Source organism: Bradyrhizobium guangzhouense (assembly GCF_004114955.1).
Lineage (GTDB): Bacteria > Pseudomonadota > Alphaproteobacteria > Rhizobiales > Xanthobacteraceae > Bradyrhizobium > Bradyrhizobium guangzhouense.
The window spans coordinates 4,933,175-4,957,969 of record NZ_CP030053.1 but is presented as its reverse complement, the minus strand read 5'-3'; the positions used below and the strand labels follow the sequence as shown (position 1 = coordinate 4,957,969).

Below are 24,795 nucleotides of genomic sequence, written 5' to 3'. Positions count from 1 at the left end.
CAACCCCTCTCTGTCATTGCCCGCGAAAGCGGGCAATCCAGTATTCCGAGGCAGTGCCGTGACGCGGAGGAGCTGCGGCGTACTGGATAACCCGCCTTCGCGGGGTATGACACCGAGAGCCAACGCCGTAGAAGGTGTGTCGCAAGAGGCCTAATACGTAATCTTCGGCGACAGCTTCCTGGCCTTGGCGATGATGTCGCCGACCGACTTCTCGGAAGGAAGAATGCGGACGAGCCTCTTGCGATCGTTCGCTTCGCGCATGCTTTGCGCCAGTCTTGCCGGATTTCGATAGGCGAGCTCGCGCACCGTGGTCACGCCAGCGGCGCGGACCAGGCCCACCTTGGCCCGGCCCATGCCGGGAATACGCATGTAGTCTGAGACGTTGGCCCACTCCAGCAACTGCTGCTCGCTGATGCCGGTCTTGGCCGAGAGCGCCTTGCGGCCCTTGGCCGTGCTCGCGGCTTCCAGCAGCGCGTCGGTGGTGCGGATACCCTGCGCCTTCAACTTGTTGGCGGCAAAGGCCGGCAGGCCCTCAATCTCGGAGATCGGATATGTCATGATACTCGGTATGAAAAGCGTCGCTCAGGCGAACTGGCTGAGGCCCGGCGTCCCCGCGATGATCTTGCCCATCTGATCCGCTCCGATTTTGTCTCGGCCGAAGCGAAAAAGTTCACGGGCGATTGTCTGGATGTCGGACATGCCGAGCCCGAGGCCCATCAGGCGCGTGCCGACGGCCATCAGGCCGCCGCCCATCAGCCGCGACAGACCGCCGCCGCTTCTGGACGCCTCGATCGCCCCTTCTGCACCAGGGATCTGGTCGATCAAGGCCTGCACGCTGTCGGAAGGACCTTCGCTGCGGAGGAATCCCAGGATAATGCCGACGGTCTTTTCAGCGACAGCACTATCTATGCTGGCGTTTGTCGCCAGCCGTCCGATCAGCTCGTCCATATGGGCCTGCCCCTCAGCCGGTTCACATGCCGGAGATTATTTTCGAAAAATGATCTTGAGCCCCTGCGATGTGAAATACAAGCGATGAACGCACGCAACGTTCCGATTCATTCTCGAAGACATGAAAAGTGTTGCAGCGATGCAAGAGCAGAGCAGAAATTCGTGAAAAATCACCGCGGTGCAAATGCGCGCATCCGACTTTTGGCGCATGCCACGCGCGAAGTCTCCGACAATGTCGCACGTCGACGGCGTCCTGAAAGGTTTCAATCGGCTCGTGACATGCGTTAAACTACGGAATTGGCGGGCTCGAGTTTTCGATACGCGAAACCAACAATAGAGAGTGTGATGACGGCGCAGGACAACAAGCTCGGCGATACCGACGACAAGATTTTTGTCGGCAAGGGAGACGAGCTGGCCTGGCTGACACTGGCGCTCGCCAATCGCCACGGCCTCGTCACCGGCGCGACCGGAACCGGCAAGACGGTGACGCTGCAGGTGATGGCAGAAGGATTTGCGCGGGCCGGTGTTCCGGTGTTCGCAGCCGACATCAAGGGCGACCTCTCCGGCATCTCCGAGGTCGGGGAGGCCAAAGACTTCATTGTCAAGCGTGCCAGCGAGATGGGACTGAATTTTCAGCCCGACCAGTTCTCGACGGTGTTCTGGGATGTGTTCGGTGAGCAGGGCCATCCGGTGCGGGCCACCATCACCGAGATGGGGCCGTTGCTGCTCGCGCGCATGCTCGATCTCAACGACGTGCAGGAGGGAGTGCTCAACGTCGCCTTCCGTGTCGCCGACGACAACGGCCTTGCTCTCATCGACATGAAGGATCTGCGGGCGTTGCTCGATGCCATCGTGCCCGACAGCGGCAAGAAGGGGCCCGATGCGGAAGAGGATCCGCTCGCGCCGATCCGGAAAGCGGCGCAAGGGTTCGGCAACGTCACCAAGGCGACCGTCGGCACCATCCAGCGCCAGCTCCTGGTGCTGGAGAACCAGGGCGGCACCAAATTCTTCGGCGAGCCGGCGCTGACCTTGAAGGACTTCATGAAGACCGACCGCGACGGCCGCGGCATGGTCAACATCCTCGTTGCCGACAAGTTGATGCAGAGCCCACGGCTTTACGCGACATTCCTGCTGTGGATGCTGTCAGAGCTGTTCGAGGAGCTGCCCGAGGCCGGCGACCTGCCCAAGCCCAAGCTGGTGTTCTTCTTCGACGAAGCGCATCTGTTGTTCAACGATGCGCCGAAGGCGCTGATGGACAAGATCGAGCAGGTGGTCCGCCTGATCCGCTCCAAGGGCGTCGGTGTTTATTTCGTCACGCAGAACCCGATCGACGTGCCCGACCGTGTCCTCGGGCAGATGGGCAACCGGGTGCAGCATGCGCTGCGCGCCTTCACACCGCGCGACCAGAAGGCGGTCGCCGCCGCTGCTCAGACCTTCCGGCCCAACCCGAAGCTCGACACCGCCAAGGTGATCATGGAGCTCGGCAAGGGTGAGGCGCTGGTGTCGTTCCTCGAAGGCAGCGGCACGCCGGCGATGGTCGAGCGTGTCATGATCCGGCCGCCATCGGCCCGCATCGGGCCGATCACGGCGGAAGAGCGCAAGGCGATCATGGATGCAAGCCCGGTCAAGGGCAAATACGACACCGCCATTGATGCCGAGTCCGCCTATGAGATTATCCAGAAGCGGATCGCGGGCACCGCTGCGACGGCCGATGGTCAGGCGGGTGGGAGCGGCGGCGGCATCCTCGGCCAGATCGGCTCGATCGTCGGCACCGTCTTCGGCACCAATACCGGGCGCAACCGGCTGACGACCGGACAGCGCATTGCGCGCGACGTCACGCGCACGGTCACCGACAAGGTCGTCGGCGGCGTCGTGGCCGATCTCGGCAAATCGGTCGGTGGCCAGCTCGGCGGCTCGGTCGGCCGTGCGTTGGTCCGCGGCGCCCTCGGCGGGCTGCTCCGCCGGTAGGCAGGCAAGGACATTTTTGAAGCGCTTTCCGGACTGCCGGAGCCTGTCTCGCGCGCGCGGGAGGGGGAAGCGGACTTGCGGCCTGTGTCCGGGTAGACATATATCGACACCTCTCCCGGCCGCAGATTGAAGGCATTGTGACCCCAGCCCTATCGCCCAAGAAACCAGGCGCGCTCCGTGTTCTGTCGCTGCGTGAGCCGCTCGACCTGCTCTTCCTGGTCTGCTGCGTGATCCTGACCGCCGATGTTCTCGGTCCGGAGATCTTCAGCCACGGCAAGACCAAGGACTATGCGCTGTGGTACTGGGCCGGGCAGCAGGTGCTGCATGGCGGCTCGCTCTATCCGAGCGACGTCCACGAATATTTCGAGTTCATCTATCCACCGCTGTCGGCGATTCTGCTCGCGATCCCGAGCTGGTTTGGCAAGATCCCGCTCTACCTCGTGCTGTCGGTGCTGAACGCCGTGGCGTGGTGGTACACCGGGATGCTGTCCAACGCCATGACCGGGTCGGACCGCAGGCCGGGCCCGTGGCTCGAAGCGTTGCCGGCGTTCGTCACCGTGACCTTCGTGTTCGACATGTTCGATCTCGGCCAGCCGAACCTCGTTCTGCTGGCGATGATGCTGTTCGGCTTCTGGAGCCTCCAGCATCGGCGGTCCTGGTTGGCGGGCTTCATGTTCGCGCTCGCCACTGCCATCAAGATGTTTCCGATCGCGGTGCTGCCTTATCTGGTGTGGCGACGGCAGTGGGCGGCAGTCGTCAGCATGCTCGCCTTTGTCGGCATCCTGCTCTACATCGTGCCGGCGCCGATCCGCGGTTTCGAGCGCAACGCCGCCGAGCTCAACACCTGGTACCAGGGCATGGTCGGCTCGAGCTCCGAAAAGGGTTTTGGCCAGCGCGACGAGCAGAACTGGTCGTGGGTCAACCAGTCCATCATCGCCGTCACGCACCGGCTGGTCCGGCCGATCAACTATAATCTGGAGGACCCCAGCAAGCCGGTGCGCACGATGAATGTCATCGAGGTCGACTACAGGACGGCGAACTGGATCGTGCTCGCGGTATCCGTGTTGCTTGGGCTCGGATTTATCGCGGTCATGCCGTCAGAGCGGCAACGAACGGCGCGATCGGATGCCGAGGAGCTCGGCATCCTGTTCTGTCTGATGACGGTGGCCTCGCCGCTGGCACGACAATATTACTTCATGTGGCTGTTCCTGCCGCTGACGGTGCTGATGCATCGGGCCGCCTTCGACATCAGGCCCAAGGTGCAATTGGGAACCTGGCTCGCGCTCGGCGCGGCCGGCATCCTCATGCTGCTGTCGCTGCCGCCGTTTCCTAACGCCATCCAGGCCTGGGGCAACAACCTCGTCGCCACGGCCATCATCGGCGGCGCGCTCGCCTGGCACATCCGGCATCCGCCTGATGCGGCTAGCTCCGACGCCGCGGCAGGGCTAAAATCGCAGTCATCTTGAGACTCCAAAAGCGGAACATCCGACCATGGCCAATGCGCAGCTCCAAACCGTGCTCGACCACATCGACAAGGACTTCGACAACAGCCTCGAGCGCCTGTTCTCGCTGCTGCGGATCAAGTCGATTTCCGCCGATCCAGCCTATGCCGCGGATTGCAAGGCGGCAGCCGAGCATCTGGCCAAGGACATTGCGAGCCTCGGCGTCGCGACCGAGGTAAGGCCGACCGCAGGCCATCCCGCAGTCGTCGGCAAGGTCAAGGCAGGCGGACGGCCGCATGTGATCTTCTACGGCCATTACGACGTGCAGCCGGTCGATCCGCTCGAGCTCTGGCACCGTCCGCCGTTCGAGCCCGTGGTCACGGATCACGCCGACGGCCGCAAAATCATCGTCGCGCGCGGCGCCGAGGACGACAAGGGCCAGGTGATGACCTTCGTCGAAGCCTGCCGCGCCTGGAAGAAGGTGACGGGCTCACTGCCAATCGACATCACCTTCCTGATCGAAGGCGAGGAAGAGGTCGGCTCCAAGAACTTCGTGCCGTTCGTCGAGGCCAACAAGGACGAGTTCAAGGCCGATTACGTGCTGGTCTGCGACACCGGTATGTGGGACCCCAGCACGCCGGCGATCACGACGGCGCTGCGCGGCCTGCTCTATGAAGAGGTGAAGATCACCGCGGCCAGTCGCGATCTGCATTCCGGTGTGTTCGGCGGCACGGCGATGAACCCGATCCGGGTGCTCACCAAGATCCTGGGCGGGCTGTTCGACGAGGACAACCACATCACCATTCCCGGCTTCTATGATGGCGTGAAGGATACGCCGCCGGAGATCCTGGAGCAGTGGAAGAAGCTCAACTTCACGCCCGAGACGTTTCTCAAGCCGATCGGCCTGTCGATCCCCGCGGGCGAGAAGGGTCGGCTGATGGTCGAGCAGGCGTCCACGCGTCCGACCTGCGACGTCAACGGCATCTGGGGCGGCTATATCGGCGAGGGCTCCAAGACGGTGATCCCGTCGCATGCCTCGGCCAAGGTCTCGTTCCGCCTGGTCCAGGGACAGTACCCGCAAAAGATTCGCAAGGCCTTCCGCGACTACGTGACATCTAGGATTCCCGGCGACTGCAAGGTCGAGTTCGGCGACCATTCCGCCGCGCCGGCCGTGGCGCTCGACTGGAACATGAAGCCGCTCGCTGCGGCCAAGCAAGCGCTGACCGAGGAATGGGGCAAGGAGACCGTGCTGATGGGCTCCGGCGCCTCGATCCCGATCGTTGCCGATTTCAAGCGAGCGCTCGGCCTCGACTCGCTGCTGGTCGGCTTCGGCCTCGACGACGACAACATCCACTCGCCGAACGAGAAGTACGATCTGCGCAGCTTCCAGAAAGGCATCCGCTCCTGGGCCCGCATCCTCGCGGCGCTGGCGGAGGTGAAGTAGGCCGAGCTGCTGTAGGGTGGGTTAGACGAGCGGATGTGCGAAGCGCATCTGCTCGTCGTAACCCACCAACTTCGCTCCGCAATCGCTGCGACATGGTGGGTTACGCCGCGCGAACTGCGCTTTGCGCAGTCGCAGGGCTAACCCACCCTACAAAGCCCCAAACAAAAACGCCGCCCGGGATTGGACGGCGTTTCATTCCAAGACGTGCAGAGGTAGTTCGACGAAGACACTACCTCACATTCATGAAAATCTCAAGACCGGTAGCCCGGGCTCTCGCGGTCGAGCTTGCGCAGCAGCGGCGGCCACACGAGGGTGGTCGCGCGCAGCTCGGCGTTGTCGCGGTTGGCGAGCAGCTCGCTGTTCTTCTCGATCGCGATCGCCTCGACCGGATAGACCGGCGTGCCGAGCGCGCGGGTGCGCACCTGCATCGAGCAGGCGCGCTCGAGATGGTACATGCGCTCGAAGGCGGAGGCGACCGAGCGGCCGACGGTCAGCGTGCCGTGGTTGCGCAGGAGCATGTGATTGTGGTTGCCGAGATCCTTCTGCAGCCGCGGCCGTTCGTCGTGGTCGAGCGCGATGCCTTCATAGTCGTGATAGGCGAGGTCGTGGGTGACGAGCTGCGCGGTCTGGTTCAGCGGCAACAGGCCTTCGGCGCTGCTCGACACCGCAGTCCCATCGAGCGTGTGGAGATGCAGCACGCAGATCGCGTCCTCGCGCACCTCATGGATGGCCGAATGGATGGTGAAACCGGCCGGGTTGATGCTGTACTCGCTCTCGGAGAGCTGGTTGCCGTGCAAATCGACTTTGACCAGGCTCGAGGCCGTGATTTCGTCGAACATCAGCCCATAGGGATTGATCAGGAAGTGATGGTTCGGACCGGGCACGCGCGCCGAGATGTGGGTGTCGACCAGATCGTCCCAGCCGTACAGCGCGACGAGACGATAGCAGGCGGCGAGATTGACCCGTTGCTGCCACTCGGCCTCCGTCATGTCAGACGGTACTTCCTTCAGGCGGGCTTCCGCTGGCGACATGGCAAATCTCTCCGAACCTCGTTGTTGCGGGGAGGAAGCCTAGTCTTCGGGGAAGCCGGCAGCAAGGCGACGAAATCGCGGCAGCCAAGCGCAGCCTGCATGGAGCGCAGCGCAATGCGGGACCGCTGTCCCCGGATTTCGCGTCGCTCCATCCGGGCTACCGATCCGGAGAAAATGATTACGGTGCAGGGATCGACAGCAGGCTGGAAATGCTGCGGCCGCGGATGTCGTAGACGCGCGCGAACACGACATCGTCGCGCTTGATCTCGACCATCACGGGCGCGGTGAGGCCCTTGCAGTAGAATTCGCCGAGCGTCATGGCGAAATCGGCGGCATTGGAATCCCAGCCGATGGTGAAGTCGGGGCCGAGTGCCACTTGCGCCGGGCGCTGCGGACCGCACACGGCGACCTTCCATTTGCGATTGCGCGGCGGAACCTCCTGGCGCTCGACCAGCTGCTCGCGCAATTCGTCGGAGGCCTGCTTCAAGGCGAGGCCCCAATAGTCCAGCATGAAGCGGTCGTCGGCGGCGCGCACCGTGCCGGCGATGTGGTTGAAATGCGTGTATTGATACGGATGCAGCCGGATCATCTCGGCCAGTGGCAGTGCGAGGCCGAAGCAGAACAGTGCGAGCATGGCCGGTTGCCAGGCCCGATGGTTGGCGCGCAGGCGTTCCATGGTCCAGGCGAAGGCGACGCCGCCGAGCACCGCCATCGGCGGGATCACGAACACGAAGTGGCGGATGCCGTTGTAGAGCGCCGGACGCTTCACCATCGCGATCGCGAGCGGCAGGGTCGCTGCCAGCGTCAGCATCAAGAGGATGGTCTTGCGGCGCGCCGGAATCGCGCGCCGCGGCAGCATGGCGATGGTGCCGACCACGGCGCCGATCATGAACACCAGCATCACTTCGGGAAGCTGTAGCGCGAACAGCGTCGGCAGATAGGACCAGGGCATGTCGGGCACGGACACGAGCGCGCCGTCGAACATTTCCTTCCAGGGCTTCTCGAAGAAGTGCGAGAAATAGGTCAAAGCCTCGAAGGGATTGCCGGGCTCCATGATCGACCACGGCCAGATCAGGCCCATCACGAGATAGCCGAGCACAAGGCCGGGCAGCAGCACGTAGATCACATGGGCGAAACGCCTGGCCGCCTCGCGGATGCCCTCGCTGCGCAGCTCCTCCAGGAACAGCGGGACGAAGCCGATGAGCGCATAGACCAGCGCAAGCCCGCCGAGAATGCGCGAGCCGATCGAGAGACCGGCTCCCAGGCCGACGATCAGGATCGTGCGCGGCGAGGGTTTTGGATATTCCTCGGCGAGCCTGACCAGGCCGAGCATCAGGATGATCATCGCCACAGCGAAGGGCGCATCCTTCGGGTTCATGAACATGTGGCCGTAGAAGATCGGGCAGAGCGCGAGCAGCAACAACGAAGCCAGGCCCGCAAGAGGTCCGCCGATGCGCCGACCCAGCCGCCACGTCACCGCGAGCCCGATCACGCCGACGATCGCGCCGACCAGGCGCCGCGTCTCGAACAGCTCGAGCGGGATAATCTTGTGCAGCAGGGCTGCGACCATGTCGAAGCCGCCGCCATACATGTAGAGATTGGCGAAGGAGAGGGCGGAGGTGTCCCTGAAGCCGGAGCCATACATGCGCAGCAGCAGGTCGGCATATTCGGCGTGGGTGTAGTCGTCCCAGCCGAGCCCGTAGTCGCGGAAAGTCAGGCCTGCGATGACGGCGACGGCAGCCAGCACCAGCATGGCCAGGTCGTCGCAAGTCCGCTCAACCGAGCGCCCCTGAGGCGTGTCGATCGCGGAAGTCGTGATAGATGTCATGGCTATTGGTGACCCGGAATCCCCTCGTGGCCCTGCTGGTGCGCGCGGGCCTGCTCCCCGGAATCCCTATAGCGCAGTTCCATGACCAAGTAATTGGGCATTATGGCTAAATTCCTGATGCGACGCAGCAATTTCCAATCTGGAGCACAAGTTAGCTAGCGGACCATTGCTGAAGGGAATGTGAATAAGTCCCTGATATCCTTCCCTTTAGGAACAGTGGCGGCAATTGGTCGTTGGCGTGGAACGCAGTATGACGGTATCGTGGCGTAGCAGGCGTCGCGCATGGTTGCGCGGCCGGGGGTGAGTTCGATGAGCGTGGCTTTGTTGATCGCAGGGATTTTCGCCGTTCTGGCGGGCCTCCTTGCGGTCGCGTTTGGCTATTCCATCAGGGATTTCAGCCTCGGCAGCACGCTCATAGAGAGCGGAACGATCGGCGTCTGCTCCGGTATGTTACTGATAGGCCTCTACGTCGTTCTGCTCGAGCTGCAGGCCATCGCCCGCAGGCTGGCCGGGACAGCCGCGGCGTCGGAGGTTCGCGTCAGGCCGGTGCTGCCGCCGGGCCTTGCCTCGCCCAATGGGCTCGCCGCGCCTGTGCCGGAGCCCGCTCCGGCCATGCGGCCAGAGCCGCCACAGCCTGCCGCGCTGCCGTGGCAGGCCGAAGCGCCCGCGCGCCCCCGTGCCGAGGCGCCGGCCGAGCCGGAAGCCCCGCCACCGCCGCCCGCAGCGCCGGAGCCACCGCGCAAGCGGAACCTGATGTTCGCTTCGAGCTCGCGCAAGGAGCGTGAGCGCGCCGAGGCGAAAGCCGTCGAGGGCGCGCCGCCGCAAGCTTCCGCAGAACCCGCCGCGCCGGACGCGCCGCATGCGAGCTTCGACGATGCCTGGCCGAAGCCGGACCGCGGGCGGCCGCCGGAGCCGCCGGCGGCGCGTCGTCCGCCGCCGCCTCCGCGTCCGTCATCGACGTTCGAGCCTGCTGCGCCCCAGCCCACCGCAGCCTCGCCTGCGTCCGAGCCGCCGTCGGCCGAACAGCCGCAGGTGACGGTGCTGAAATCCGGAATCGTCGACGGCATGGCCTATTCGCTCTATTCCGACGGCTCGATCGAGGCGCAGATGCCCGAGGGCATGATGCGCTTTGCCTCGATCGACGAACTGCGCGCGCATCTCGACCAGCGCGGCGGCTGAAGCTGCTCCCATCAAGTAAAGTCGCGCGGCTATTGTCGCGAGATCAGTAATCAGTTCATAATCGCCAGTCGTCGTATTTCGGTCAAACGTATTGTTGACAGAGAATACTTCACTGCCGCCAATGCAACGCGACGGAGCCGGATTGGAGAGAGGTCGCGCCCATGTCGGATGCAGGGGCTAAGAATTTCATCGAGCTGACGGCGAACATCGTCTCGGCCTATCTCAGCAATAACCCGACGCCGGCGGGCGAGATTCCAAACCTGATCAGCCAGGTGCATGGTGCGTTGACGCGGGTGTCGTCGGGCCGCGTCGAGGCGCCGCACGAGCCGGCAAAGCCCGCGGTTTCGCTGAAAAAGTCGATCGCGCCTGATTATCTCGTGTGTCTGGAAGACGGCAAGCGCTTCAAGTCGCTGAAGCGCCATCTGCGCACCCAGTACAACATGACGCCCGAGCAATATCGCGAGAAATGGGGCCTGCCGGCCGACTATCCCATGGTCGCGCCGAACTACGCGGTGGCCCGTTCGCAGCTGGCGAAGAAGATGGGCCTCGGTCAGCAGCAGCGGAAGAAGGGGAAGTAGTCCGATGCGAACTCGGTAGGGTGGATTAGCCGAAGGCGTAATCCACCAACTTCGTTACGGCACCTTCTCACGACGCCTCCGCCAGCGCCTCTTTCGCATCCGTCTTGATCCGCTCGACCATCGAGCGCAGGCCGTTGGAGCGCTGCGGTGTCAGATGGTCGCGGAAGCCGAACTCGTTGAACACGGCAATCGCATCGGTATCGAGGATCTGCTGCGGGGTGCGGCCGGAATAGAGCGCGAGCACGATCGCGACCAGCCCGCGCACGATGTGTGCATCGCTGTCACCGCGATATCTCAGGATCGGCGCGCCATGGCCGCGATCGACCGTCTTCTGCAGCCAGACCTGGCTGACGCAGCCATTCACCTTGTTCTCGGCGGAGTGCTCTGCCTCGGGCATCGGTTCCAGGGTGCGGCCGAGCTCGATGACGTACCGGTAGCGGTCGTCCCAATCGTCCAGAAGCTCGAAATTCTCGCGAATGTCGTCGATCTCAGTCATTGATGGCCCGTGGTTCCCATTCAGGCCAATATAGGCACGCGAAGCGTCGAAATCGATAGGATTTGGGGCCTAATTCGCGGTCGCTTCGGGGCCGCGCCATTCCAGCGCGAGATCGTCCTGGGTCAGCGTATCCTGCGGCGCCTCGCTCGCGGTGGCATCGCCTTCGCCAGCCACCGTGATCGAGCCGGTATGGTCGGGGGCCTTCTTGTCGTTCCTGTTGGTCTTCTCGTTCTTCTCGTCGGTGATCTGTTCTTTCTTGTCGTTGATGATCTGGTAGATCTTGCGCGCGCCGTCCTGGGCCCGCTGGCCGATGATGGTCGCGGCCTGTCCGCCGACCTCGCAGGCCGCCGGCTGACGCTTGCAGAACTGGCTCATGTCGGACACGGCCGCGGTCGCAGCCTGCACCGCGTCGGCAGCGCCGATGTTCGGCAGCTTCTCCGATTCGGGCGTCTTGTCCCGCGGCAGGAGCACCAGCACCAGCCCGAGCCAGAATGTGATGCGGAGCAGAAAGCGCATCTTATCGACCTGTAGTTAGATCTTGCCCGCGGCGATCTCCGCGGGACCAGCGACCTAGCAACTCTCGATAAATCGCAAGTGATTGCCTTGAGCTTAATTCGCAGAAAATTTACGCAAAAATCTTCGCAAGACGAAGTCTCGTAAATTTTCGATTGATGCCGGCCTCCGTGGTCCTCCGGCCCCGTGTATCCACCAATTCGAAACCATGAGCGGGACGGCGAAACCCTGTGTTCACCATCTGCGATGATGACATCGCCAAATCGCCTAAAAATCTCTGCGATGACATGCAGTTCGGCGGCCGGCCGATCCGCCTTAGCACTCGTTTAAGGTCGCTCTGACACGGTGGCTCAACGACAAGGAGGCGTTCCGGCGCGTCTTTTGACGAGTGAGCCGAAGCGCGAGACCCGTGACAGTTTTGAGTATCATCCGCGATTGTCTCGATGCACTGCTGCATCCCTCCGCGCGTTACGATGCGCTGACGCGTGCGCGGCATCGGGCCTTCATGGCGCCGCGGCTTCTCGGAAGCCTGGCCGCCTTTGCCGCATTTCCCGTTTATCTCGTCCTGCGTGGCGCGCCGAGCGCGATCGAGGTCGCGGCCTTCGCCTGGCTGATCGCGCCGATCCTGCTGTCCTGGTTCCTGTCGCGCACCGGGCGCTATGAAGGCGCCCATGTGCTGTCGTCGCTGGCGCTCGCCGGTCTGATCATGGCGATCGCCGCCACCACCGGCGGCATCGAATCATTTGCGGCGATCTGGCTGGTCGTGGTTCCGCTCGAGGCTGCACTGTCGGCCTCGCGCCGTGTCGCTGCCTTTGCCTCTGTGCTCGCATTGTCCTGCGCGGCCCTGTTGATCCTGCTCAGCCAGTTCGGCTGGCTGCCTTCCGGTGAGCTCAGCGGAACCGGGCGCAGCATGATGATGGCGTTCGGCGTTGCCTCGGCGACGCTCTATGCCGCCGGCCTTGCTTTCGGCGCCGAGTCGCTTGCGCGCACCAGCGTCACGCTGCTCTCGCGCGAGGAGGAGCGCTATCGCCTGTTGGCGCGCAATATGAGCGACGTGATCTCGCGGCATCAGCGCAACGGCGCGGTGCAGTTCATCTCGCCGGCGGCGGAAGCCATGCTCGGCATGCCGGCCGCGCAACTGCTCGGTCATGGCCTGTTCGATCGCGTCCATGTTGCCGATCGCCCGGCCTATCTCACCGCACTGTCGGACGCCGCGCGTGGCGATGTCCGTAGCGTCGAATTCCGGCTCCGGCGCGACCCCATCGGTTCCGAGCGTGGCCAGATCGACTTCATTTGGGTCGAGATGCGCTGTCGGCCGCTCGACCAGGACCAGCGCCAGAATCCTTACAACGACGTCGCCGCCGATCTCGAAGTCGTCGCGGTGATGCGCGACGTCACCGATCGCAAGCTGTCCGAGCAGGCGCTCGACCAGGCCCGCAGCGCGGCGGAAGCCGCCGACGCCGCCAAGACGCGCTTCCTCGCCACCATGAGTCACGAGCTGCGCACGCCGCTCAACGCCATCATCGGGTTCTCCGAGATGATCGCGCAGGAGCAGGCCCTGATGCTGGCCGCGTCCCAGCGCAAGGAATATGCCGAGCTGATCAACGCCTCCGGCCAGCATCTGCTGTCCGTGGTGAACGGCATCCTCGACATGTCGAAGATGGAATCGGGCAATTTCGAGATTGCGTCGGAGCCGTTCGCGCCGCGCGCCGCGCTGATGCATTGCTGCAATCTGCTGGCGCTGAAGGCGCGCGAGAGCGGCATCGATCTCATCACCGACGCGCCGCAGGATCTGCCCGTGATGACCGGCGATCCCAGGGCCTTCAAGCAGATCGTGCTCAATCTCGTCGCCAACGCCGTCAAGTTCACCGAGCGCGGCGGCCAGGTCACGGTGTCAGCGTCGGCGTCGGCCTCGCAGCTCACGCTGCGCATCAGCGACACCGGGGTCGGCATCGCGCCCGACGATCTCAAGCGCATCGGCGCGCCGTTCTTCCAGTGCGGCAAGACCTATGAGCGCCGGCACGAAGGCACCGGCCTTGGGCTTTCGATCGTGAAGAGCCTCGTGTCGTTGCATCTCGGCGAATTGACGGTACAAAGCAAGCTCGGTGAGGGCACCGCCGTCACCGTCAAGCTGCCGCTCGTCTACACGCCGCCGCAAGCAAAGCCGGCGGCGAGCAAGATCGCGACGTTGACGCCGCAGCGTCATGACGTTCAGGACCAACCCGCTCTGGTGAAGAAAAGTGCCTAGGAAGTCTGCCAACGACGAAACCGCTCCGCGCCGCCGCGGCGCCAAGGCCAAGGCTGCGGTCATCGATGTCGAGACCGAGCGCAATCTCGTGATGCGCGTGCTCTTGCACAGTCCCAAGGATACGCTGGCCGGCTTCGTCGCCGCCGCAGCCATCGCCGCCATCGTTGCCAACGCGCTGTTCCTGCAGACCGGCCGGCATCCGGCGCCGATGTTCGGCAACGTGATCAATCTTCCCGCGCCGTCGCCGGCGTCGCTGGTCAGCCCCATGCCGCGCCCGCGCCCCGTCGGCGCCGATACCTCGCCGCTCGAGCCGAAAGCCACCGAGTTTCGCGTCGAACCCAAATCGGCCGAGAAGGCGCCGGAGAAGCCCACTGAAACGACCGCCTCGACGCCGCGTTCGGGCGATCCCATGACCAATCTGGTGATCAAGGCCACGGCACCCACGCCGTCACCGTCTGCGATAGCCGTCGCGCGGCCGCCGGCGCCGATCCCGCAGCAGAGCCCGGCAGCGCGTCGCCTGGCCGGCGTGCAGCGCGCGCTGTCCGAATACGGCTATGGCAATTTGAAGATCACGGGCACGATGAGCGGCGAGACCCAGTCGGCGATCCAGACCTTCGAGCGCCAGCACAAATTGCCCGTCACCGGCCAGGTGACGGATCGCCTGCTGCGCGAGCTCGCCGCCGCGATCGGCCATCCCGTCGAATAATCGTCATTCTGCGGCGATGTTAGTGCTTGTCACCCCCGCGCGGCGGCCGCTGATCACAATTGACTTCAGGTTATTTTGTAGTTACAAAATAATCTTGTGAAAATCGTTTGGGACGAGCCGAAGCGCCGAGCCAATCTCGACAAGCACGGGATGGATTTCGCTGATCTCAACGAGGCCTTCTTCGACAATGCCCTGGTTTTGGCCACCTATGGCAACCGCTGGCGCGCGATCGGCGTCACAATTCGTGGTGTCGTCTCGGTCATCTTTGCGACCCGGGGATCCGAGGGCGTAAGCATCGTCAGCATGCGCGCCGGCAGCAAGAAGGAAAGGAAGCTCTATGAAGAAAGCCGCCGCTAAGAAGGGGTACACCGCGCGGGACTTGCGTGCGGTGAGCGATAATCCAGAATGGACTAAGGGCGACTTTGCCAAGGCAAGGACTTTCGATGAGGTCTTCCCGACGATGCGGAAAGGCCGCGGTCCCAACAAAGCCCCGACAAAACAGCAAGTGACATTGCGCCTGAGCCCGGACGTAGTCGACTATTTCAAGGCCGAAGGCCCGGGTTGGCAGAGTCGGATTGATGAAACCCTCGTCAAGGTGGTGAAGCGCAAGCGCAGCTCTGCCACGGGTTAATCATGCGTTTGAAATCGAATATCTGGGTCTCAGCCTATTTGCGCCGGTGCCAGACCGAGGGCGTGTTCGGCGCGGTGCGCCGTCGTGGCGCCGAAGAGGCGGGCGCGGTGTTCGTCAAGGTGTCGCTGCTCGACGGCAACGCGATGCTCTACGTGCCGGCCCCGCAGACCTCTTATGACGACGGCCGCCCGGTCGATCGCTTCTTCGTGCCGATCGCGCCGCAGCCGGTGCCCGAACCCGCCGTGGAAGAGCGCCTGACCAAGGAGCTTCGCTTCGATCCGGATGCCTGGATCGTCGAGACCGAGGACCGCGCCGGGCGGCATTTTCTGGATCTGGCGAAGACGTGATGCATTCCCACCGTCATTGCGAGGAGCCCTTGCGACGAAGCAATCCAGAATCCTTCCGCGAAGGGACTCTGGATTGCTTCGCTGCGCTCGCAATGACGACGTCGAGGCTTTAGCGCTCTGATCCGCTTGAACCTGTCCGCACCGCGGGGCTCGACCCGGGCTGCACGCTCGGCCGCGACTGGCTGGATGCGCCGCGTGCGCGCTGCCTCTCACTGTCGTGCAACGACGGCTGGTACTTGGCGCGCGTGACGGCGAGCGTCGAGCCGCGCCAGGCCGCGAGCATCACCAGCGCCGAGCGGTCGCTGAGGCGGTCATAGAGCCGCGACAACCGATAGACCTCGTTCACGGAGGTTCCGATCGCTGGCTTGAAGAACAAGAGGATGCGCTGGAAGTTCGGGCTCGGCATGTCGAGCGCGCGCGCGGCAACCGCAAGCGCTTCGCCGCCGGCATCGTCGACGATTTGCGCTGCGACTCGCGAGGGCAGGATCAGGGTGTCGCCGAGCTCGTGGGCGAAGCTGTCGACATCGCCCGCGATCGCCGCCATCTCCAGAACCTGGATCGCGCGCTTGGCGTGCACGGTTGGAATGCGCGGCGCGGCTTTCAGCGGCGTCTGCGCCAGATTTTGCAGGATCAGCGCGCGCTGGCTCGCATCGGCGCCGAAGAACATGTCGTGGATCTCGGCCGCTTCCTTCGGCTGCATCGCCATATTGGCGGCCATGCGCGCTTCCGCGTCGGTCGGCGTGCGGGCAGGCGAGGGGGCGGGCGTGGGCTGCGGGATTGCGCGCGCCAGCGGCACGCGGCGGCCTTCCTGCGCCGCGACCAGCCCGAGCTTCTGCAGCACCGGCACGGGCGTGTGCGGATAGATCGCCAGCTTCGCCTTGACGGAGGCGCGCGTCGCATCGTCGACCTGGTCGATCAGCCGCGTCGCAAGCTCGATGAACTGCCGCTGCTCGTCCTCGGTGTGAGTGCTGGCCTGGACATAGAGATCCGTCAACACGCGCAGCAAAGTGGGGCGTACATCGACGCCCTCGCGGCGGGAGAGTGTCATCAGCCCGTCGAATCCGGGAAACAGCGACTTGGTCATGGAGGCGTACGCAACTCGGGAAGAACTGTTGTCTCAGCCTATCAAGGGTTCCTTTAAAGGCTCGTTAAGGAAAACGAGATGTGAAGCAAGTCCGCTCAATTCAAGCCGTCTCGTGTCGTTGCGGGACGGTGTGCGCCGGTCCGTGCGGTTACGGTCGAAAGGCCATGTTTACACCCCGTTAACCATAAACTGATCCTAATGACCCCCATGTTGCTGGGGCGCGTTCGCTCGCGCGGCAATCGAGAGAGCTGACATGGGGACCATCATCGAATTTCCGGCCGGTCGCCGGGTGGGCTCGTCGGGGGACGTCACACCGCGCGCGGACATGGGAACGATTCTGATCCTTCCCGTCATCCGCATCGAGCGCGACGGCGACGAAACCAGCGGCGACCGTGGACCGGAGCAGGGCACCGCGCCGGGGCGCCGTCGTCGTCGCCGCTGAGTCGCGGCTTTTGCAATGCCCGATACCATTCGCCAGATCCGCACCGTTCTATCGGCCCTTCTGCTCGCGGCTGCAGGCGCCTCGCTCGCTGGCTGCAGCGGCGGTGATTTCGGCCGCACTCGCGCCGACATGCGCAGCGACGACATGCACAGCTGGCTCGGCGTTGAGGCCACCGGCAGCCTCGGCCTGAAGTCCTCCCAGTTCCAGTTGACCGACGAGGAGCGCCAGCTTCGCGATCTCGCCTATCCCATGATCGAGCCGCCGCTGTCCCGGCCGGCCTGGAAGAGCGTGTTCGGCGATTACCGGGCCCTGCCGTCGCCATGGCACCAGAAAGTCGTGTTCGATCGCACCATGTATGGGCGCACGCTGATCGACGAGCCGCATCGCTCGCATTCGTCGCGCTATGCGCAGCTGATCGAGGACGTCCGCAACGACATCACCCGCTTCGAGCCGTTTTTTGCCTGCGCGATCCGCGTCATCGATCTCGACAGGAAACGCGATGCCAGCATGGCGCGCGTCTCCGCGCTGTCGCCGCAGGAAAAGGCCGACGCCGTCGCGCGCATGCAGGAGAACTCGCTGATCGTCCAGTGGGTGCAGCAGAGCCTCGAGCAGCGCGTCTCGTCCTATCGCTGGGCGCTGGAGCGGCTGGTGATCCAGGCACCTGACGGCATGGCCGCCGACGCCGATCGCCTGATCGGCGAGCTCGCCGCGCAAACCACCAATCCGCCCATCATCTCGCAGCCTCCTTACGGACGCGCGGTCGTCTCAAAGGGCTGAGCGCCGGCCGCTACGGTCGTCTGGGCATGACGCGGTCAAGGAACTCGAACAGCCTGCGCCGGGAATCGTCGGTTACGTCCTGACGAAAATGATAGGCGACGTGATCGCCGCGGACGTCGATCTTGTTGAGGCCGTCGAGTTGCCGACAGTCCCAGCAGTGGGTTGCGCCCGCATAGAGATGCCATTCGACGGGCGCGCCGCCTCGCTTGAGGATTTCGAGCCTGTCGAGGCATTGCTGCGCGGGCGTCTCGGTGTCCGCATCGCCCATCAGGACCAGAAGTGGTCGCGACACGTCTGGATTGACCAGATCGTAGGGCGGCCGTTGTTGCGGCGTGATGCGGAAGCAGCCGGGATAAAAACTGGCGACAGCCGCAAAGCCCGGGCCCGACTTCAGGGCTTCGACGTAGTGAGGGCTGGCAGCAAGCAGGCCCACCATCGCACCCCATGAAAAGCCGACGAGCGCAATTCGTTGCGCATCGACATCAGGCATTCGCCGCAAATGTTCGGCCGCCTGCAGCGCATCCCGCGCGCCCCGAAAGAAGTTCACGCCGTTCTTGGGACCGAAGCAGACGCTCTTGACGCCACGCGGTTCCAGGCTGTCGACGAGCAGGACGACATAGCCGTGCGAGGCGGCGACGCCGGCCCATGCCGCAACGGCGACGTTCAACCCGCCGCATTGGTGCATGAGGACGATGGCCGGAAACGGACCGGAGCCATCAGGCTTGATCAGTGCCATCCGCGGCGAGGTCAGCCGGTCGGCCGTCTCGCCGATGTCGGGAAGAACGAGGTCGGGGGCGATTGTTGCTCCGCGATAGATCGCCTCGGCATCCCAGACCGCCGCCTTCCATTCCGGCCCGTCCACGGCACTTGCGGGGCTATATCCAGCGAGCAGCCCGACAGCCAGCGCGATCAGCCTGTGTCGCCCCCTCTGGCGCGCGCGCCCGAGGAATCGGCCCCCAATGCTGCCGCTGACCCTCTTGAGCATTTCGACCACCCTACCGATTGGTGATTGTTCTCCCGGGCAATAGGGGTAGGATTGGCCCGTTTCTTCAAGTGATTTTCACCCAAGGTCCTTCGCGATGAGCTTCTACGCCGCAAGTTCGGTTAAGAGCCGTCTGGATGTTTCCCTGCCGCGAAAACTGCTGGTCCTCGCCGTTCTCCTGGGATCATCAGGCTCGGCTGCCGCACTGACCAAGGAGGCGGCACTCGAGAACTGCCGGATGACCGTCGGCCGGCCGATCGTGCAGGCCTGTATGCATGCGGGCGGCGGTGCCGATCGGGAAGCATGCCGCGCCAAGGCCTCGCCGCAGGTCAAGGCCTGTGTGATGGCGGCCCTCAACGCCGCCAATGGCCGCGCCAATGTCGCCGTCGAGGTGCCGAAGGAAGAAGCGCCCAAGCTGGCGCCGGGGACCGCACTGCCGAAGGATTTCATCGCGCCGCCCCGCACCATCTCCGACATCACCGCGATCCTCGACAGCGAAAAGCCGAACGAGAAGCTGATTGCGGAATTGAAGGCGGATGCGGATTCGACGCCGACGGGCAAAGAGTCCCGCGAGGATCTCGCCCAGCTCTACTTCGACCGCGCCAATGCGCGCGCCCAGCTTGGACGGCTTGCCGAATCCATCGCTGACGCCAACAAGGCCGTCGAGGTGGGACGCGGCGCCGTCAGCGCAAGCATGTTGGGCCGGCTGACCCAGCTTACCGCCCTGCAATATTCGGCCGCCGGCGATCCGAAGCGCGCCCTCGAGATCATGCAGAGGCAGTTGCGCGAGGTCGCCACGATGCCGGGCGCCAAGGGGTATCTGTTCAACGCCAATCGCTCGATCGCAGGCATTCTCATTCAAATGGGCGACATCCCGCAGGCCGAAGGCTATCTGCGGCGCAGCCTGGCCGGCATCCAGGAGGCTCGCACCAGCGGCCTTCCCGGATGGCGCGCCTCCTATGCGAAGATGGGGCAGAATTGGGAGGCGGAAATCGAGGGCACCCGCGCCATGATCTTCGAGGCGCGCGGACAGTTCAAGGAAGCCGAAGCCGCCTATCGCCTGGCCGAGCAGCGCAAGCGCGCCGGCATGAAGGGCATCATGGACTCGGATAATCCTCCCGCCGAGACCGTCATCCTACAGTCGATCGACTATATGGTGCTGAGCCAGGCTCGCATGAAGGCGCGGCAGGGCAGGCTCGCCGAGGCCGAGGTCGACGCGCGCCGGGCGCTGCTGTCGCGCCTGAAGGACACCGGCAAGTACAATCCGGTGATGCCGCGTTACGTGATGGGCTTGGCCGGAGTCCTGGTCGATGAGGGCCGTTACGAGGAAGCCGAGCAGCTCGGCCGCGTCGCGCTCGAGATCGACAAGACGGTCGGCGTGCCCGATGACTCGCAATCGACCGTGCAGCTGCTCTCGCAGCTCGCCGGTATTCTCAACCTGCGGCGCAAGAATGCCGAAGCTAACGAGATGTTCGCGCAGATCGACAAGGCGGTCGCCAATTGGGATCCGCAGCGCCGCCAGGTCATCGAGCTCAATCCGGCGCGCATTCTGGCGCTCTACAATTCCGGCCAGCTCGACGCCGGCATCGCCGCCGCCGAGCAACTGGTCAAGAAGCAGATCGGGCGGGTCGGCGAGAACCATTTCGATGCGGCCTCGGCGCGCGGCACCCTCGCGATCGGCCTGATGCGCGCGCGGCGCGATGCCGACGCGATCAGGGAGTTCAAGGCCGCCATACCGATCATGATGGCGAACGCCAACGAGAACGCCGACGACGAGAACACGACCGTCGTGGCCGCGCGCAGCCAGCGGCTGCAGGCCATCGTCGAGAGCTATTTGCTGCTGCTCGCGCGGGCCGAGGGCACCGGCGGCGCCGTCGGCGAGGAGACGTTCAGCCTGGCCGATGCCATCCGCGGCCATTCCGTGCAGCAGGCGCTGGCGGCCTCGAGCGCGCGCGCGGCGGCCAAGGATCCCGCGCTCGCCGAGCTCGTCCGCAAGGAGCAGGATCTGACAAAACAGGTCAACGCCCAGCTCGGCACGCTCAACAACGTCCTCGCCATTCCCTCGGCGGAGCGCGACGAGAAGGGGGTGCAGCAGATCCAGGCGTCGATCACGGCCTTGCGCGGTGAACGCGACAAGGCGCGGCAGGAGATCAAGCAGAAATTCCCTGTTTATGCCGATCTCGTTTCGCCGAAGCCGCCGAGTGTCGCCGAGATCCGCGCGACCTTGTCGGACAACGAAGCGATGTTGTCGTTCTATTTCGGCCAGAACGGCAGCTTCGTCTGGGCCGTGCCGAAATCGGGTCCGGTGGCCTTTGCCGCCGTCAACGCCAGGAGCGGCGACATCGAGACCAAGATCCGCAAGCTGCGCGAGGCGCTCGAGCCGCAGGCGGCAATGATCTCGGACATTCCGCCGTTTGATCTGAAGCTGGCCTACGAGCTCTACGAACTGTTGCTCAAGCCGGTCGAGAGCGGATGGAAGCCGGCCAAGAACCTGATCGTGGTGACCAACGGCGCGCTCGGCCTCTTGCCGCTGTCGCTGCTGCCGACCGCACCTGCGGAAGTGGCCGCGGACGAGGATCCGCTGTTCGTCGGCTATCGCAACGTGCCGTGGCTGGCGCGGACCCATGCCGTCTCGACGGTGCCTTCTGCGGCTGCGCTGCGCACGCTGCGGCAGTTGCCGCCCGGCAAGCCCGGCCGCGGCGATCTCGTGGCGTTCGGCGATCCCTATTTCAACCGGGATCAGCAAGCCGAGGCGGAAAGCGAGGACAGCAAGGTGCAGGTTGCCGAGGTCGGCGGCAACGTCACGCGCGGCATGCCGCTGAAGCGCCGCAGCAGCCCGAAGCTCGAAGGCGTCGACAGCGCCGAGCTCGGCCTGTTGCCCCGTCTTCCTGATACGGCCGACGAGCTCAAATCGATCGCGCTGGCGTTGCAGGCGGATCCCTCGAAGGTGCTGTTCCTCGGCAAGAACGCGACCGAGAGCGCCGTGAAGACGATGAATCTGTCCGGCTTCAGGATCATCGCGTTTGCCACCCATGGTCTCGTGCCGGGCGAGCTGAACGGGCTGACGCAGCCGGCTCTTGCCTTGTCCTCGCCGGCGGTGACGGGCGAAGGCGGAGACGGCCTGCTCACCATGGAGGAAATCCTGGGCCTGAAGCTCGACGCCGACTGGGTCATCCTGTCCGCCTGCAACACCGGCGCAGGCGCGGGCGCCGGGGCCGAGGCGGCCTCCGGCCTCGGCCGCGCGTTCTTCTATGCCGGAACGCGGGCGCTGCTGGTGACCAACTGGTCGGTGCATTCTCAATCGGCCCGCCAGCTCGTGACCGACCTGTTCAAGCGGCAGGCCGACGATCCAAAGCTGTCGCGGAGCGAAGCGCTGCGGCAGGCGATGATGGCCCTGGTCGACGGTCCCGGCTACCTGAACGGCGAGGGCAAGACCGAGTTCGCCTACGCGCACCCGCTGTTCTGGGCGCCGTATACGATCATCGGTGATGGCGGCGTGCGATGATTGATCTTGAGAAGATTGGAAGGACGATGACGCGGAATATCTTGCTCGGGCTGGTTGCGGCGGGTCTCCTGTTTTCCGGAGCGTCGCGGGCGACACAATTGATCACGGAAGAGGAGGCCAAGCTGCCGCCGCCGAAGGGTGCGGTCGCCGCCGACCGGCGCGGCATCCTGCGCGGTCCCAAGGTGGAGTTCGTCTCGCCCGGAGATTCCGTCGCCTCTCCCTTGAAGCTCCAACTGAAGTTCGAGTCGTTCGGGGGCGCCAAGATCGATCCTGATTCGGTCAAGGTGATGTTCCTCCGCACGCCGAACGTCGATCTGACGTCCCGGGTCAAGCCGTTCGTGCAGGCCGATGGGATCAACATGCTGGATGCGGAATTGCCGCCCGGCGATTACACCATGCGGGTCGACATCAAGGACAGCGACGGGCGGCCGGGCACGGCCATCTTCACCCTCAAGGTCGCACCCAAGTGATGTGCCCTTACTGCCAGGCCGAGAATGCCGATCGCGCGCTGGTCTGCGCATCCTGTTCGCGCGACATCGCCGTGCCCGCGACGCTGATTGCCGAGCGCGACGATCTCCTGCGCAAGCGCGACCAGTTGCGCGACGAGCTGGCGCGGGCCAGAGACGAGGTCGAGACCATCATGCGGCGCAGGGCGTCGCGCTGACGATGGAGTGCCCGTTCTGCGCCGAGACGATCAAGGACGAAGCCATCGCGTGCAAGCATTGCTCGCGCGACTTACGCGTCGTGCGGCCGACGCTGCTCGAGATCGACGACATCGTCGCCGAGTTGGACAAGCTGAGGCGTGATCTCGACCGCGTCAACGTCCGGCTCGAGCGCTACAGGAATCCGCTGCGCTATTACGGGACGCATGCCGTCCTCTACGTCGTCATTCCGTCCGTGCTGCTGACGCTCGCGCATATTCTTGTCACCATCACCTTCAATCTGTCGCCGATTCCGCTCCGCATCGCCTCGATCGTGATCCCGCTGCTGTTCGGGTTCGCGGCCTATCCGCTGCACCGGGTCTCGACATCGGGTGCGTTCGTGCTGGCGTTGCTGCTCGCCAGCGTCAGCATCCAGGCGATGCTGACGGTGACCGGATTCCACGATGACGTTCCGATCCTGCCCACCGTGTGGGTCGAATGGCGCGAAGTGTTCGAATACGGTGCGAGCATCCTGCTCGCCTTCGTGTCCGGAAACATATTGGGAGTCGTGATCTTCCAGGTCCTGCCGCGCGTTCTGGGCCAGGGCGGCAAGCCCAATGCGTTCGCCTTCAGGATGGCGCGGCTGCTCGGGCAGCATGTCGGCGAGGAACAGCTCCGCCGCCGCGCGCGCCTGATCCAGGACCTGATGCAGACGGTCGGCCCGCTCGCCGGCGTCGCCGCGACCGCGGTGGGCTCGATCTATGCCGGCCTGAAGGGCCTGCTCGGATAGCTTATTGCCGGTTGCGCCGGCGGTACCAAGTCAATCCTCCCGGTGCAATCGCGAGAAGCGGAAATTGCAGTGGCTTGCGCCGCCGGCCAGCGTCTGTGTTCTCTCCAGATGAATGCCACGCGTCGCGTAGGCGTCGAAATCCAGCCCGCAGATATTCGGCAGAATATCCTTGTCGCCGTGACGGCCGGCGAATTTGCAGAAGCCGCAGGCTTTGTAGTTGATGCCGAACTCGAAACTGTCGGCCGGGCCGGGCTCGACGAAATCATAGACAAAGTCCTCCGGAAATTCGGCCTGGTGGCTTTCCGTCACGCTCTTTGCGGCCTGCTCGCGCAGCAAAATCTGGTTCTCCGCCGACATGAATTGATCTCCTGCGGCGAGACGGTCCGCTTCGGGCTCAGTGAGCAGCTGCGCCTTGTAGATCTGCCGTTCGATCTCGCCGATCACGGGCACCGGCACACGATGTCGCCGCAGCACGCGGCTGATGGCCATGAAGCCGGTGAGGCGCATGAAGAAATCGCTCATGCGGCCGGCCGCGCCGCCGACATAGGGCATCTGCGTGAGCACGATGGCGAACTCGTCCATCACCTGCCGCCTGATGGCGTCGACGTCGGTGAGATGCGCGCGCTCGCGCAGCATCGGCTCGGCCAGGTCGAGACGCTGGCGCATCGCGGCCTCCATCGCATCGCGATGGGCCTCGTAGAAGGGATGGATGGTTTGAGCCATGGGGCACCTGATGGTTGGGAAATAGTTGAAGCTGTTTTCACTCTGCGGCGATCGCCTCGATCTCCAGCAGCCATTTGCTGTCGACGGTCTCGGCGATCATGACCGTCAGCGCGGGTTGATGCTCCCCGAGCATGCTGCGGCGAACGATGCGGTTGGTCACGACCTGACTGCGGTCGGTCAGGAAGGTGGTGACCTTGACCAGATGTTCAACGCCAAGGCCGGCAGCAGCGAGCACCTCCATGACGTTACGCCAGGCCTGCTCGCATTGCGCCTCGAACCCTTCGGGCACGGAGCCGTCGGACCATTCCGGCACCTGGCCGCTGATGAAGAGCAGGCGGCGGTGCTGCGTCACTTCAAGTCCAAGGCTGTAGCCGCCGGCGGGAGGGTGAACCGTTCCGGGATTGTGACTGACGATGTGAGCTTGGGGCATGTCCTGTCTCCGGATTGCGAACTTGACCGTATCCGGCGACATCGCTACTGCGCAAAGCATGA

At 64.3% G+C, this 24,795-nt stretch carries 26 protein-coding genes; 16 read left to right on the top strand and 10 right to left on the bottom strand.

The window, feature by feature from the left end; genetic code table 11:
- Positions 1-150 precede the first annotated feature (150 nt).
- Together XH91_RS23840 and XH91_RS23835 are read right to left on the bottom strand one after the other, a co-directional pair.
- On the bottom strand, positions 151-558 hold the full coding sequence (locus XH91_RS23840) for a DUF4332 domain-containing protein (protein WP_128952838.1): 408 nt from the start codon (positions 556-558) through the stop codon (positions 151-153).
- Positions 559-582: 24 nt separating this feature from the next.
- Positions 583-948 carry a hypothetical protein gene (locus XH91_RS23835; RefSeq protein ID WP_057753036.1) on the bottom strand — a complete coding sequence of 122 codons (366 nt, stop codon included), beginning with the start codon at positions 946-948 and terminating at the stop codon, positions 583-585.
- 345 nt (positions 949-1,293) lie between these two features.
- Here XH91_RS23835 and XH91_RS23830 point away from each other — a divergent pair, with 345 nt between their 5' ends.
- The 3 genes from XH91_RS23830 (at position 1,294) to XH91_RS23820 (ending at position 5,802) form a co-directional block, all read left to right on the top strand.
- Entirely contained in the window at positions 1,294-2,916 is a 1,623-nt protein-coding gene (locus XH91_RS23830; RefSeq protein ID WP_128952837.1) for a helicase HerA-like domain-containing protein, read from the top strand.
- Positions 2,917-3,053: 137 nt separating this feature from the next.
- Complete coding sequence (locus XH91_RS23825) at positions 3,054-4,382, top strand: glycosyltransferase family 87 protein (protein WP_164933995.1); 1,329 nt, start codon at positions 3,054-3,056, stop codon at positions 4,380-4,382.
- Between the two features lie 25 nt (positions 4,383-4,407).
- The gene (locus tag XH91_RS23820; RefSeq protein ID WP_128952835.1) at positions 4,408-5,802 is read left to right on the top strand and encodes a M20/M25/M40 family metallo-hydrolase; all 1,395 of its coding nucleotides are present in this window, start codon (positions 4,408-4,410) and stop codon (positions 5,800-5,802) included.
- 251 nt (positions 5,803-6,053) lie between these two features.
- On the opposite strand, the gene XH91_RS23815 is transcribed toward XH91_RS23820, so the two are convergent.
- Positions 6,054-6,833: a class II aldolase/adducin family protein gene (locus XH91_RS23815; protein WP_128952834.1), complete on the bottom strand. Its 780-nt coding sequence runs from the start codon at positions 6,831-6,833 to the stop codon at positions 6,054-6,056.
- A gap of 178 nt (positions 6,834-7,011) precedes the next feature.
- A complete protein-coding gene (locus XH91_RS23810; RefSeq protein ID WP_128952833.1) occupies positions 7,012-8,661 on the bottom strand; it encodes an ArnT family glycosyltransferase in 1,650 nt (549 codons plus the stop codon).
- 309 nt (positions 8,662-8,970) lie between these two features.
- Between XH91_RS23810 and XH91_RS23805 the strand changes: the two genes are divergently transcribed.
- Both XH91_RS23805 and XH91_RS23800 read left to right on the top strand, forming a co-directional pair.
- On the top strand, positions 8,971-9,840 hold the full coding sequence (locus XH91_RS23805) for a DUF308 domain-containing protein (protein WP_164938302.1): 870 nt from the start codon (positions 8,971-8,973) through the stop codon (positions 9,838-9,840).
- 161 nt (positions 9,841-10,001) lie between these two features.
- Positions 10,002-10,418, top strand: a complete 417-nt coding sequence (locus XH91_RS23800; protein WP_128952831.1) for a Ros/MucR family transcriptional regulator — start codon at positions 10,002-10,004, stop codon at positions 10,416-10,418.
- A gap of 67 nt (positions 10,419-10,485) precedes the next feature.
- Here the strand turns inward: XH91_RS23800 and XH91_RS23795 are convergent, their stop codons facing one another.
- Both XH91_RS23795 and XH91_RS23790 read right to left on the bottom strand, forming a co-directional pair.
- The gene (locus XH91_RS23795; protein ID WP_128952830.1) at positions 10,486-10,914 is read right to left on the bottom strand and encodes a SufE family protein; all 429 of its coding nucleotides are present in this window, start codon (positions 10,912-10,914) and stop codon (positions 10,486-10,488) included.
- 69 nt (positions 10,915-10,983) lie between these two features.
- Positions 10,984-11,430, bottom strand: coding sequence for a DUF5330 domain-containing protein (locus XH91_RS23790; RefSeq protein WP_128952829.1), 447 nt, complete (start codon positions 11,428-11,430; stop codon positions 10,984-10,986).
- A 406-nt stretch (positions 11,431-11,836) separates the two neighbouring features.
- Between XH91_RS23790 and XH91_RS23785 the strand changes: the two genes are divergently transcribed.
- The 5 genes from XH91_RS23785 to XH91_RS23765 all read left to right on the top strand — a co-directional run bounded on the left by XH91_RS23785 (position 11,837) and on the right by XH91_RS23765 (position 15,359).
- Positions 11,837-13,675: a PAS domain-containing sensor histidine kinase gene (locus tag XH91_RS23785; protein ID WP_164933767.1), complete on the top strand. Its 1,839-nt coding sequence runs from the start codon at positions 11,837-11,839 to the stop codon at positions 13,673-13,675.
- A complete protein-coding gene (locus XH91_RS23780) occupies positions 13,668-14,381 on the top strand; it encodes a peptidoglycan-binding domain-containing protein (protein WP_128952827.1) in 714 nt (237 codons plus the stop codon). Before XH91_RS23785 ends, XH91_RS23780 begins: the two co-directional genes overlap by 8 nt.
- 96 nt (positions 14,382-14,477) lie before the next feature.
- Positions 14,478-14,738, top strand: a complete 261-nt coding sequence (locus XH91_RS23775) for a BrnT family toxin (protein ID WP_128952826.1) — start codon at positions 14,478-14,480, stop codon at positions 14,736-14,738.
- The gene (locus XH91_RS23770) at positions 14,719-15,012 is read left to right on the top strand and encodes a BrnA antitoxin family protein (RefSeq protein ID WP_128952825.1); all 294 of its coding nucleotides are present in this window, start codon (positions 14,719-14,721) and stop codon (positions 15,010-15,012) included. Before XH91_RS23775 ends, XH91_RS23770 begins: the two co-directional genes overlap by 20 nt.
- A gap of 2 nt (positions 15,013-15,014) precedes the next feature.
- Positions 15,015-15,359 (top strand): DUF1491 family protein, encoded by a 345-nt coding sequence (locus XH91_RS23765; RefSeq protein ID WP_128952824.1) that lies wholly within the window; start codon positions 15,015-15,017, stop codon positions 15,357-15,359.
- 109 nt (positions 15,360-15,468) lie between these two features.
- On the opposite strand, the gene XH91_RS23760 is transcribed toward XH91_RS23765, so the two are convergent.
- Positions 15,469-16,443 (bottom strand): DUF2336 domain-containing protein, encoded by a 975-nt coding sequence (locus XH91_RS23760; RefSeq protein WP_128952823.1) that lies wholly within the window; start codon positions 16,441-16,443, stop codon positions 15,469-15,471.
- Positions 16,444-16,696: 253 nt separating this feature from the next.
- On the opposite strand from XH91_RS23760, the gene XH91_RS23755 reads away from it, so the two are divergent.
- Both XH91_RS23755 and XH91_RS23750 read left to right on the top strand, forming a co-directional pair.
- Positions 16,697-16,885 carry a hypothetical protein gene (locus XH91_RS23755; RefSeq protein WP_128952822.1) on the top strand — a complete coding sequence of 63 codons (189 nt, stop codon included), beginning with the start codon at positions 16,697-16,699 and terminating at the stop codon, positions 16,883-16,885.
- Positions 16,886-16,900: 15 nt separating this feature from the next.
- Entirely contained in the window at positions 16,901-17,662 is a 762-nt protein-coding gene (locus tag XH91_RS23750) for a hypothetical protein (protein ID WP_128952821.1), read from the top strand.
- 10 nt (positions 17,663-17,672) lie between these two features.
- Here XH91_RS23750 and XH91_RS23745 read toward each other — a convergent pair whose 3' ends face one another.
- Entirely contained in the window at positions 17,673-18,647 is a 975-nt protein-coding gene (locus tag XH91_RS23745) for a dienelactone hydrolase family protein (RefSeq protein WP_128952820.1), read from the bottom strand.
- 94 nt (positions 18,648-18,741) lie between these two features.
- On the opposite strand from XH91_RS23745, the gene XH91_RS23740 reads away from it, so the two are divergent.
- The 4 genes from XH91_RS23740 to XH91_RS23725 are packed head-to-tail and all read left to right on the top strand — an operon-like array spanning position 18,742 to position 23,580.
- Positions 18,742-22,149: a CHAT domain-containing protein gene (locus tag XH91_RS23740; protein WP_128952819.1), complete on the top strand. Its 3,408-nt coding sequence runs from the start codon at positions 18,742-18,744 to the stop codon at positions 22,147-22,149.
- 26 nt (positions 22,150-22,175) lie between these two features.
- Positions 22,176-22,619 carry a hypothetical protein gene (locus XH91_RS23735; RefSeq protein ID WP_128952818.1) on the top strand — a complete coding sequence of 148 codons (444 nt, stop codon included), beginning with the start codon at positions 22,176-22,178 and terminating at the stop codon, positions 22,617-22,619.
- Complete coding sequence (locus XH91_RS23730) at positions 22,619-22,813, top strand: hypothetical protein (protein WP_128954972.1); 195 nt, start codon at positions 22,619-22,621, stop codon at positions 22,811-22,813. The genes XH91_RS23735 and XH91_RS23730 overlap by 1 nt, the downstream gene beginning before the upstream one ends.
- 2 nt (positions 22,814-22,815) lie before the next feature.
- Entirely contained in the window at positions 22,816-23,580 is a 765-nt protein-coding gene (locus XH91_RS23725) for a hypothetical protein (protein WP_128952817.1), read from the top strand.
- Positions 23,581-23,610: 30 nt separating this feature from the next.
- Here XH91_RS23725 and XH91_RS23720 read toward each other — a convergent pair whose 3' ends face one another.
- Both XH91_RS23720 and XH91_RS23715 read right to left on the bottom strand, forming a co-directional pair.
- Complete coding sequence (locus tag XH91_RS23720) at positions 23,611-24,303, bottom strand: L-2-amino-thiazoline-4-carboxylic acid hydrolase (RefSeq protein WP_128952816.1); 693 nt, start codon at positions 24,301-24,303, stop codon at positions 23,611-23,613.
- A gap of 37 nt (positions 24,304-24,340) precedes the next feature.
- Positions 24,341-24,733: a RidA family protein gene (locus tag XH91_RS23715; protein WP_128952815.1), complete on the bottom strand. Its 393-nt coding sequence runs from the start codon at positions 24,731-24,733 to the stop codon at positions 24,341-24,343.
- Between the last annotated feature and the right edge of the window lie 62 nt (positions 24,734-24,795).

Excerpts from the sequence above, each read along its gene's own strand:
- XH91_RS23760 (WP_128952823.1), bottom strand. The coding sequence starts at position 16,443 with ATGACCAAGTCGCTGTTTCCCGGATTCGACGGGCTGATGACACTCTCC.
- XH91_RS23790 (WP_128952829.1), bottom strand. The coding sequence starts at position 11,430 with ATGCGCTTTCTGCTCCGCATCACATTCTGGCTCGGGCTGGTGCTGGTG.
- XH91_RS23715 (WP_128952815.1), bottom strand. The coding sequence starts at position 24,733 with ATGCCCCAAGCTCACATCGTCAGTCACAATCCCGGAACGGTTCACCCT.
- XH91_RS23830 (WP_128952837.1), top strand. The coding sequence starts at position 1,294 with ATGACGGCGCAGGACAACAAGCTCGGCGATACCGACGACAAGATTTTT.
- XH91_RS23750 (WP_128952821.1), top strand. The coding sequence starts at position 16,901 with ATGCCCGATACCATTCGCCAGATCCGCACCGTTCTATCGGCCCTTCTG.
- XH91_RS23745 (WP_128952820.1), bottom strand. The coding sequence starts at position 18,647 with ATGCTCAAGAGGGTCAGCGGCAGCATTGGGGGCCGATTCCTCGGGCGC.
- XH91_RS23835 (WP_057753036.1), bottom strand. The coding sequence starts at position 948 with ATGGACGAGCTGATCGGACGGCTGGCGACAAACGCCAGCATAGATAGT.
- XH91_RS23755 (WP_128952822.1), top strand. The coding sequence starts at position 16,697 with ATGGGGACCATCATCGAATTTCCGGCCGGTCGCCGGGTGGGCTCGTCG.
- XH91_RS23735 (WP_128952818.1), top strand. The coding sequence starts at position 22,176 with ATGACGCGGAATATCTTGCTCGGGCTGGTTGCGGCGGGTCTCCTGTTT.
- XH91_RS23720 (WP_128952816.1), bottom strand. The coding sequence starts at position 24,303 with ATGGCTCAAACCATCCATCCCTTCTACGAGGCCCATCGCGATGCGATG.
- XH91_RS23800 (WP_128952831.1), top strand. The coding sequence starts at position 10,002 with ATGTCGGATGCAGGGGCTAAGAATTTCATCGAGCTGACGGCGAACATC.
- XH91_RS23820 (WP_128952835.1), top strand. The coding sequence starts at position 4,408 with ATGGCCAATGCGCAGCTCCAAACCGTGCTCGACCACATCGACAAGGAC.
- XH91_RS23810 (WP_128952833.1), bottom strand. The coding sequence starts at position 8,661 with ATGACATCTATCACGACTTCCGCGATCGACACGCCTCAGGGGCGCTCG.
- XH91_RS23725 (WP_128952817.1), top strand. The coding sequence starts at position 22,816 with ATGGAGTGCCCGTTCTGCGCCGAGACGATCAAGGACGAAGCCATCGCG.
- XH91_RS23730 (WP_128954972.1), top strand. The coding sequence starts at position 22,619 with ATGTGCCCTTACTGCCAGGCCGAGAATGCCGATCGCGCGCTGGTCTGC.
- XH91_RS23795 (WP_128952830.1), bottom strand. The coding sequence starts at position 10,914 with ATGACTGAGATCGACGACATTCGCGAGAATTTCGAGCTTCTGGACGAT.
- XH91_RS23805 (WP_164938302.1), top strand. The coding sequence starts at position 8,971 with ATGAGCGTGGCTTTGTTGATCGCAGGGATTTTCGCCGTTCTGGCGGGC.
- XH91_RS23770 (WP_128952825.1), top strand. The coding sequence starts at position 14,719 with ATGAAGAAAGCCGCCGCTAAGAAGGGGTACACCGCGCGGGACTTGCGT.
- XH91_RS23765 (WP_128952824.1), top strand. The coding sequence starts at position 15,015 with ATGCGTTTGAAATCGAATATCTGGGTCTCAGCCTATTTGCGCCGGTGC.
- XH91_RS23840 (WP_128952838.1), bottom strand. The coding sequence starts at position 558 with ATGACATATCCGATCTCCGAGATTGAGGGCCTGCCGGCCTTTGCCGCC.
- XH91_RS23815 (WP_128952834.1), bottom strand. The coding sequence starts at position 6,833 with ATGTCGCCAGCGGAAGCCCGCCTGAAGGAAGTACCGTCTGACATGACG.
- XH91_RS23740 (WP_128952819.1), top strand. The coding sequence starts at position 18,742 with ATGAGCTTCTACGCCGCAAGTTCGGTTAAGAGCCGTCTGGATGTTTCC.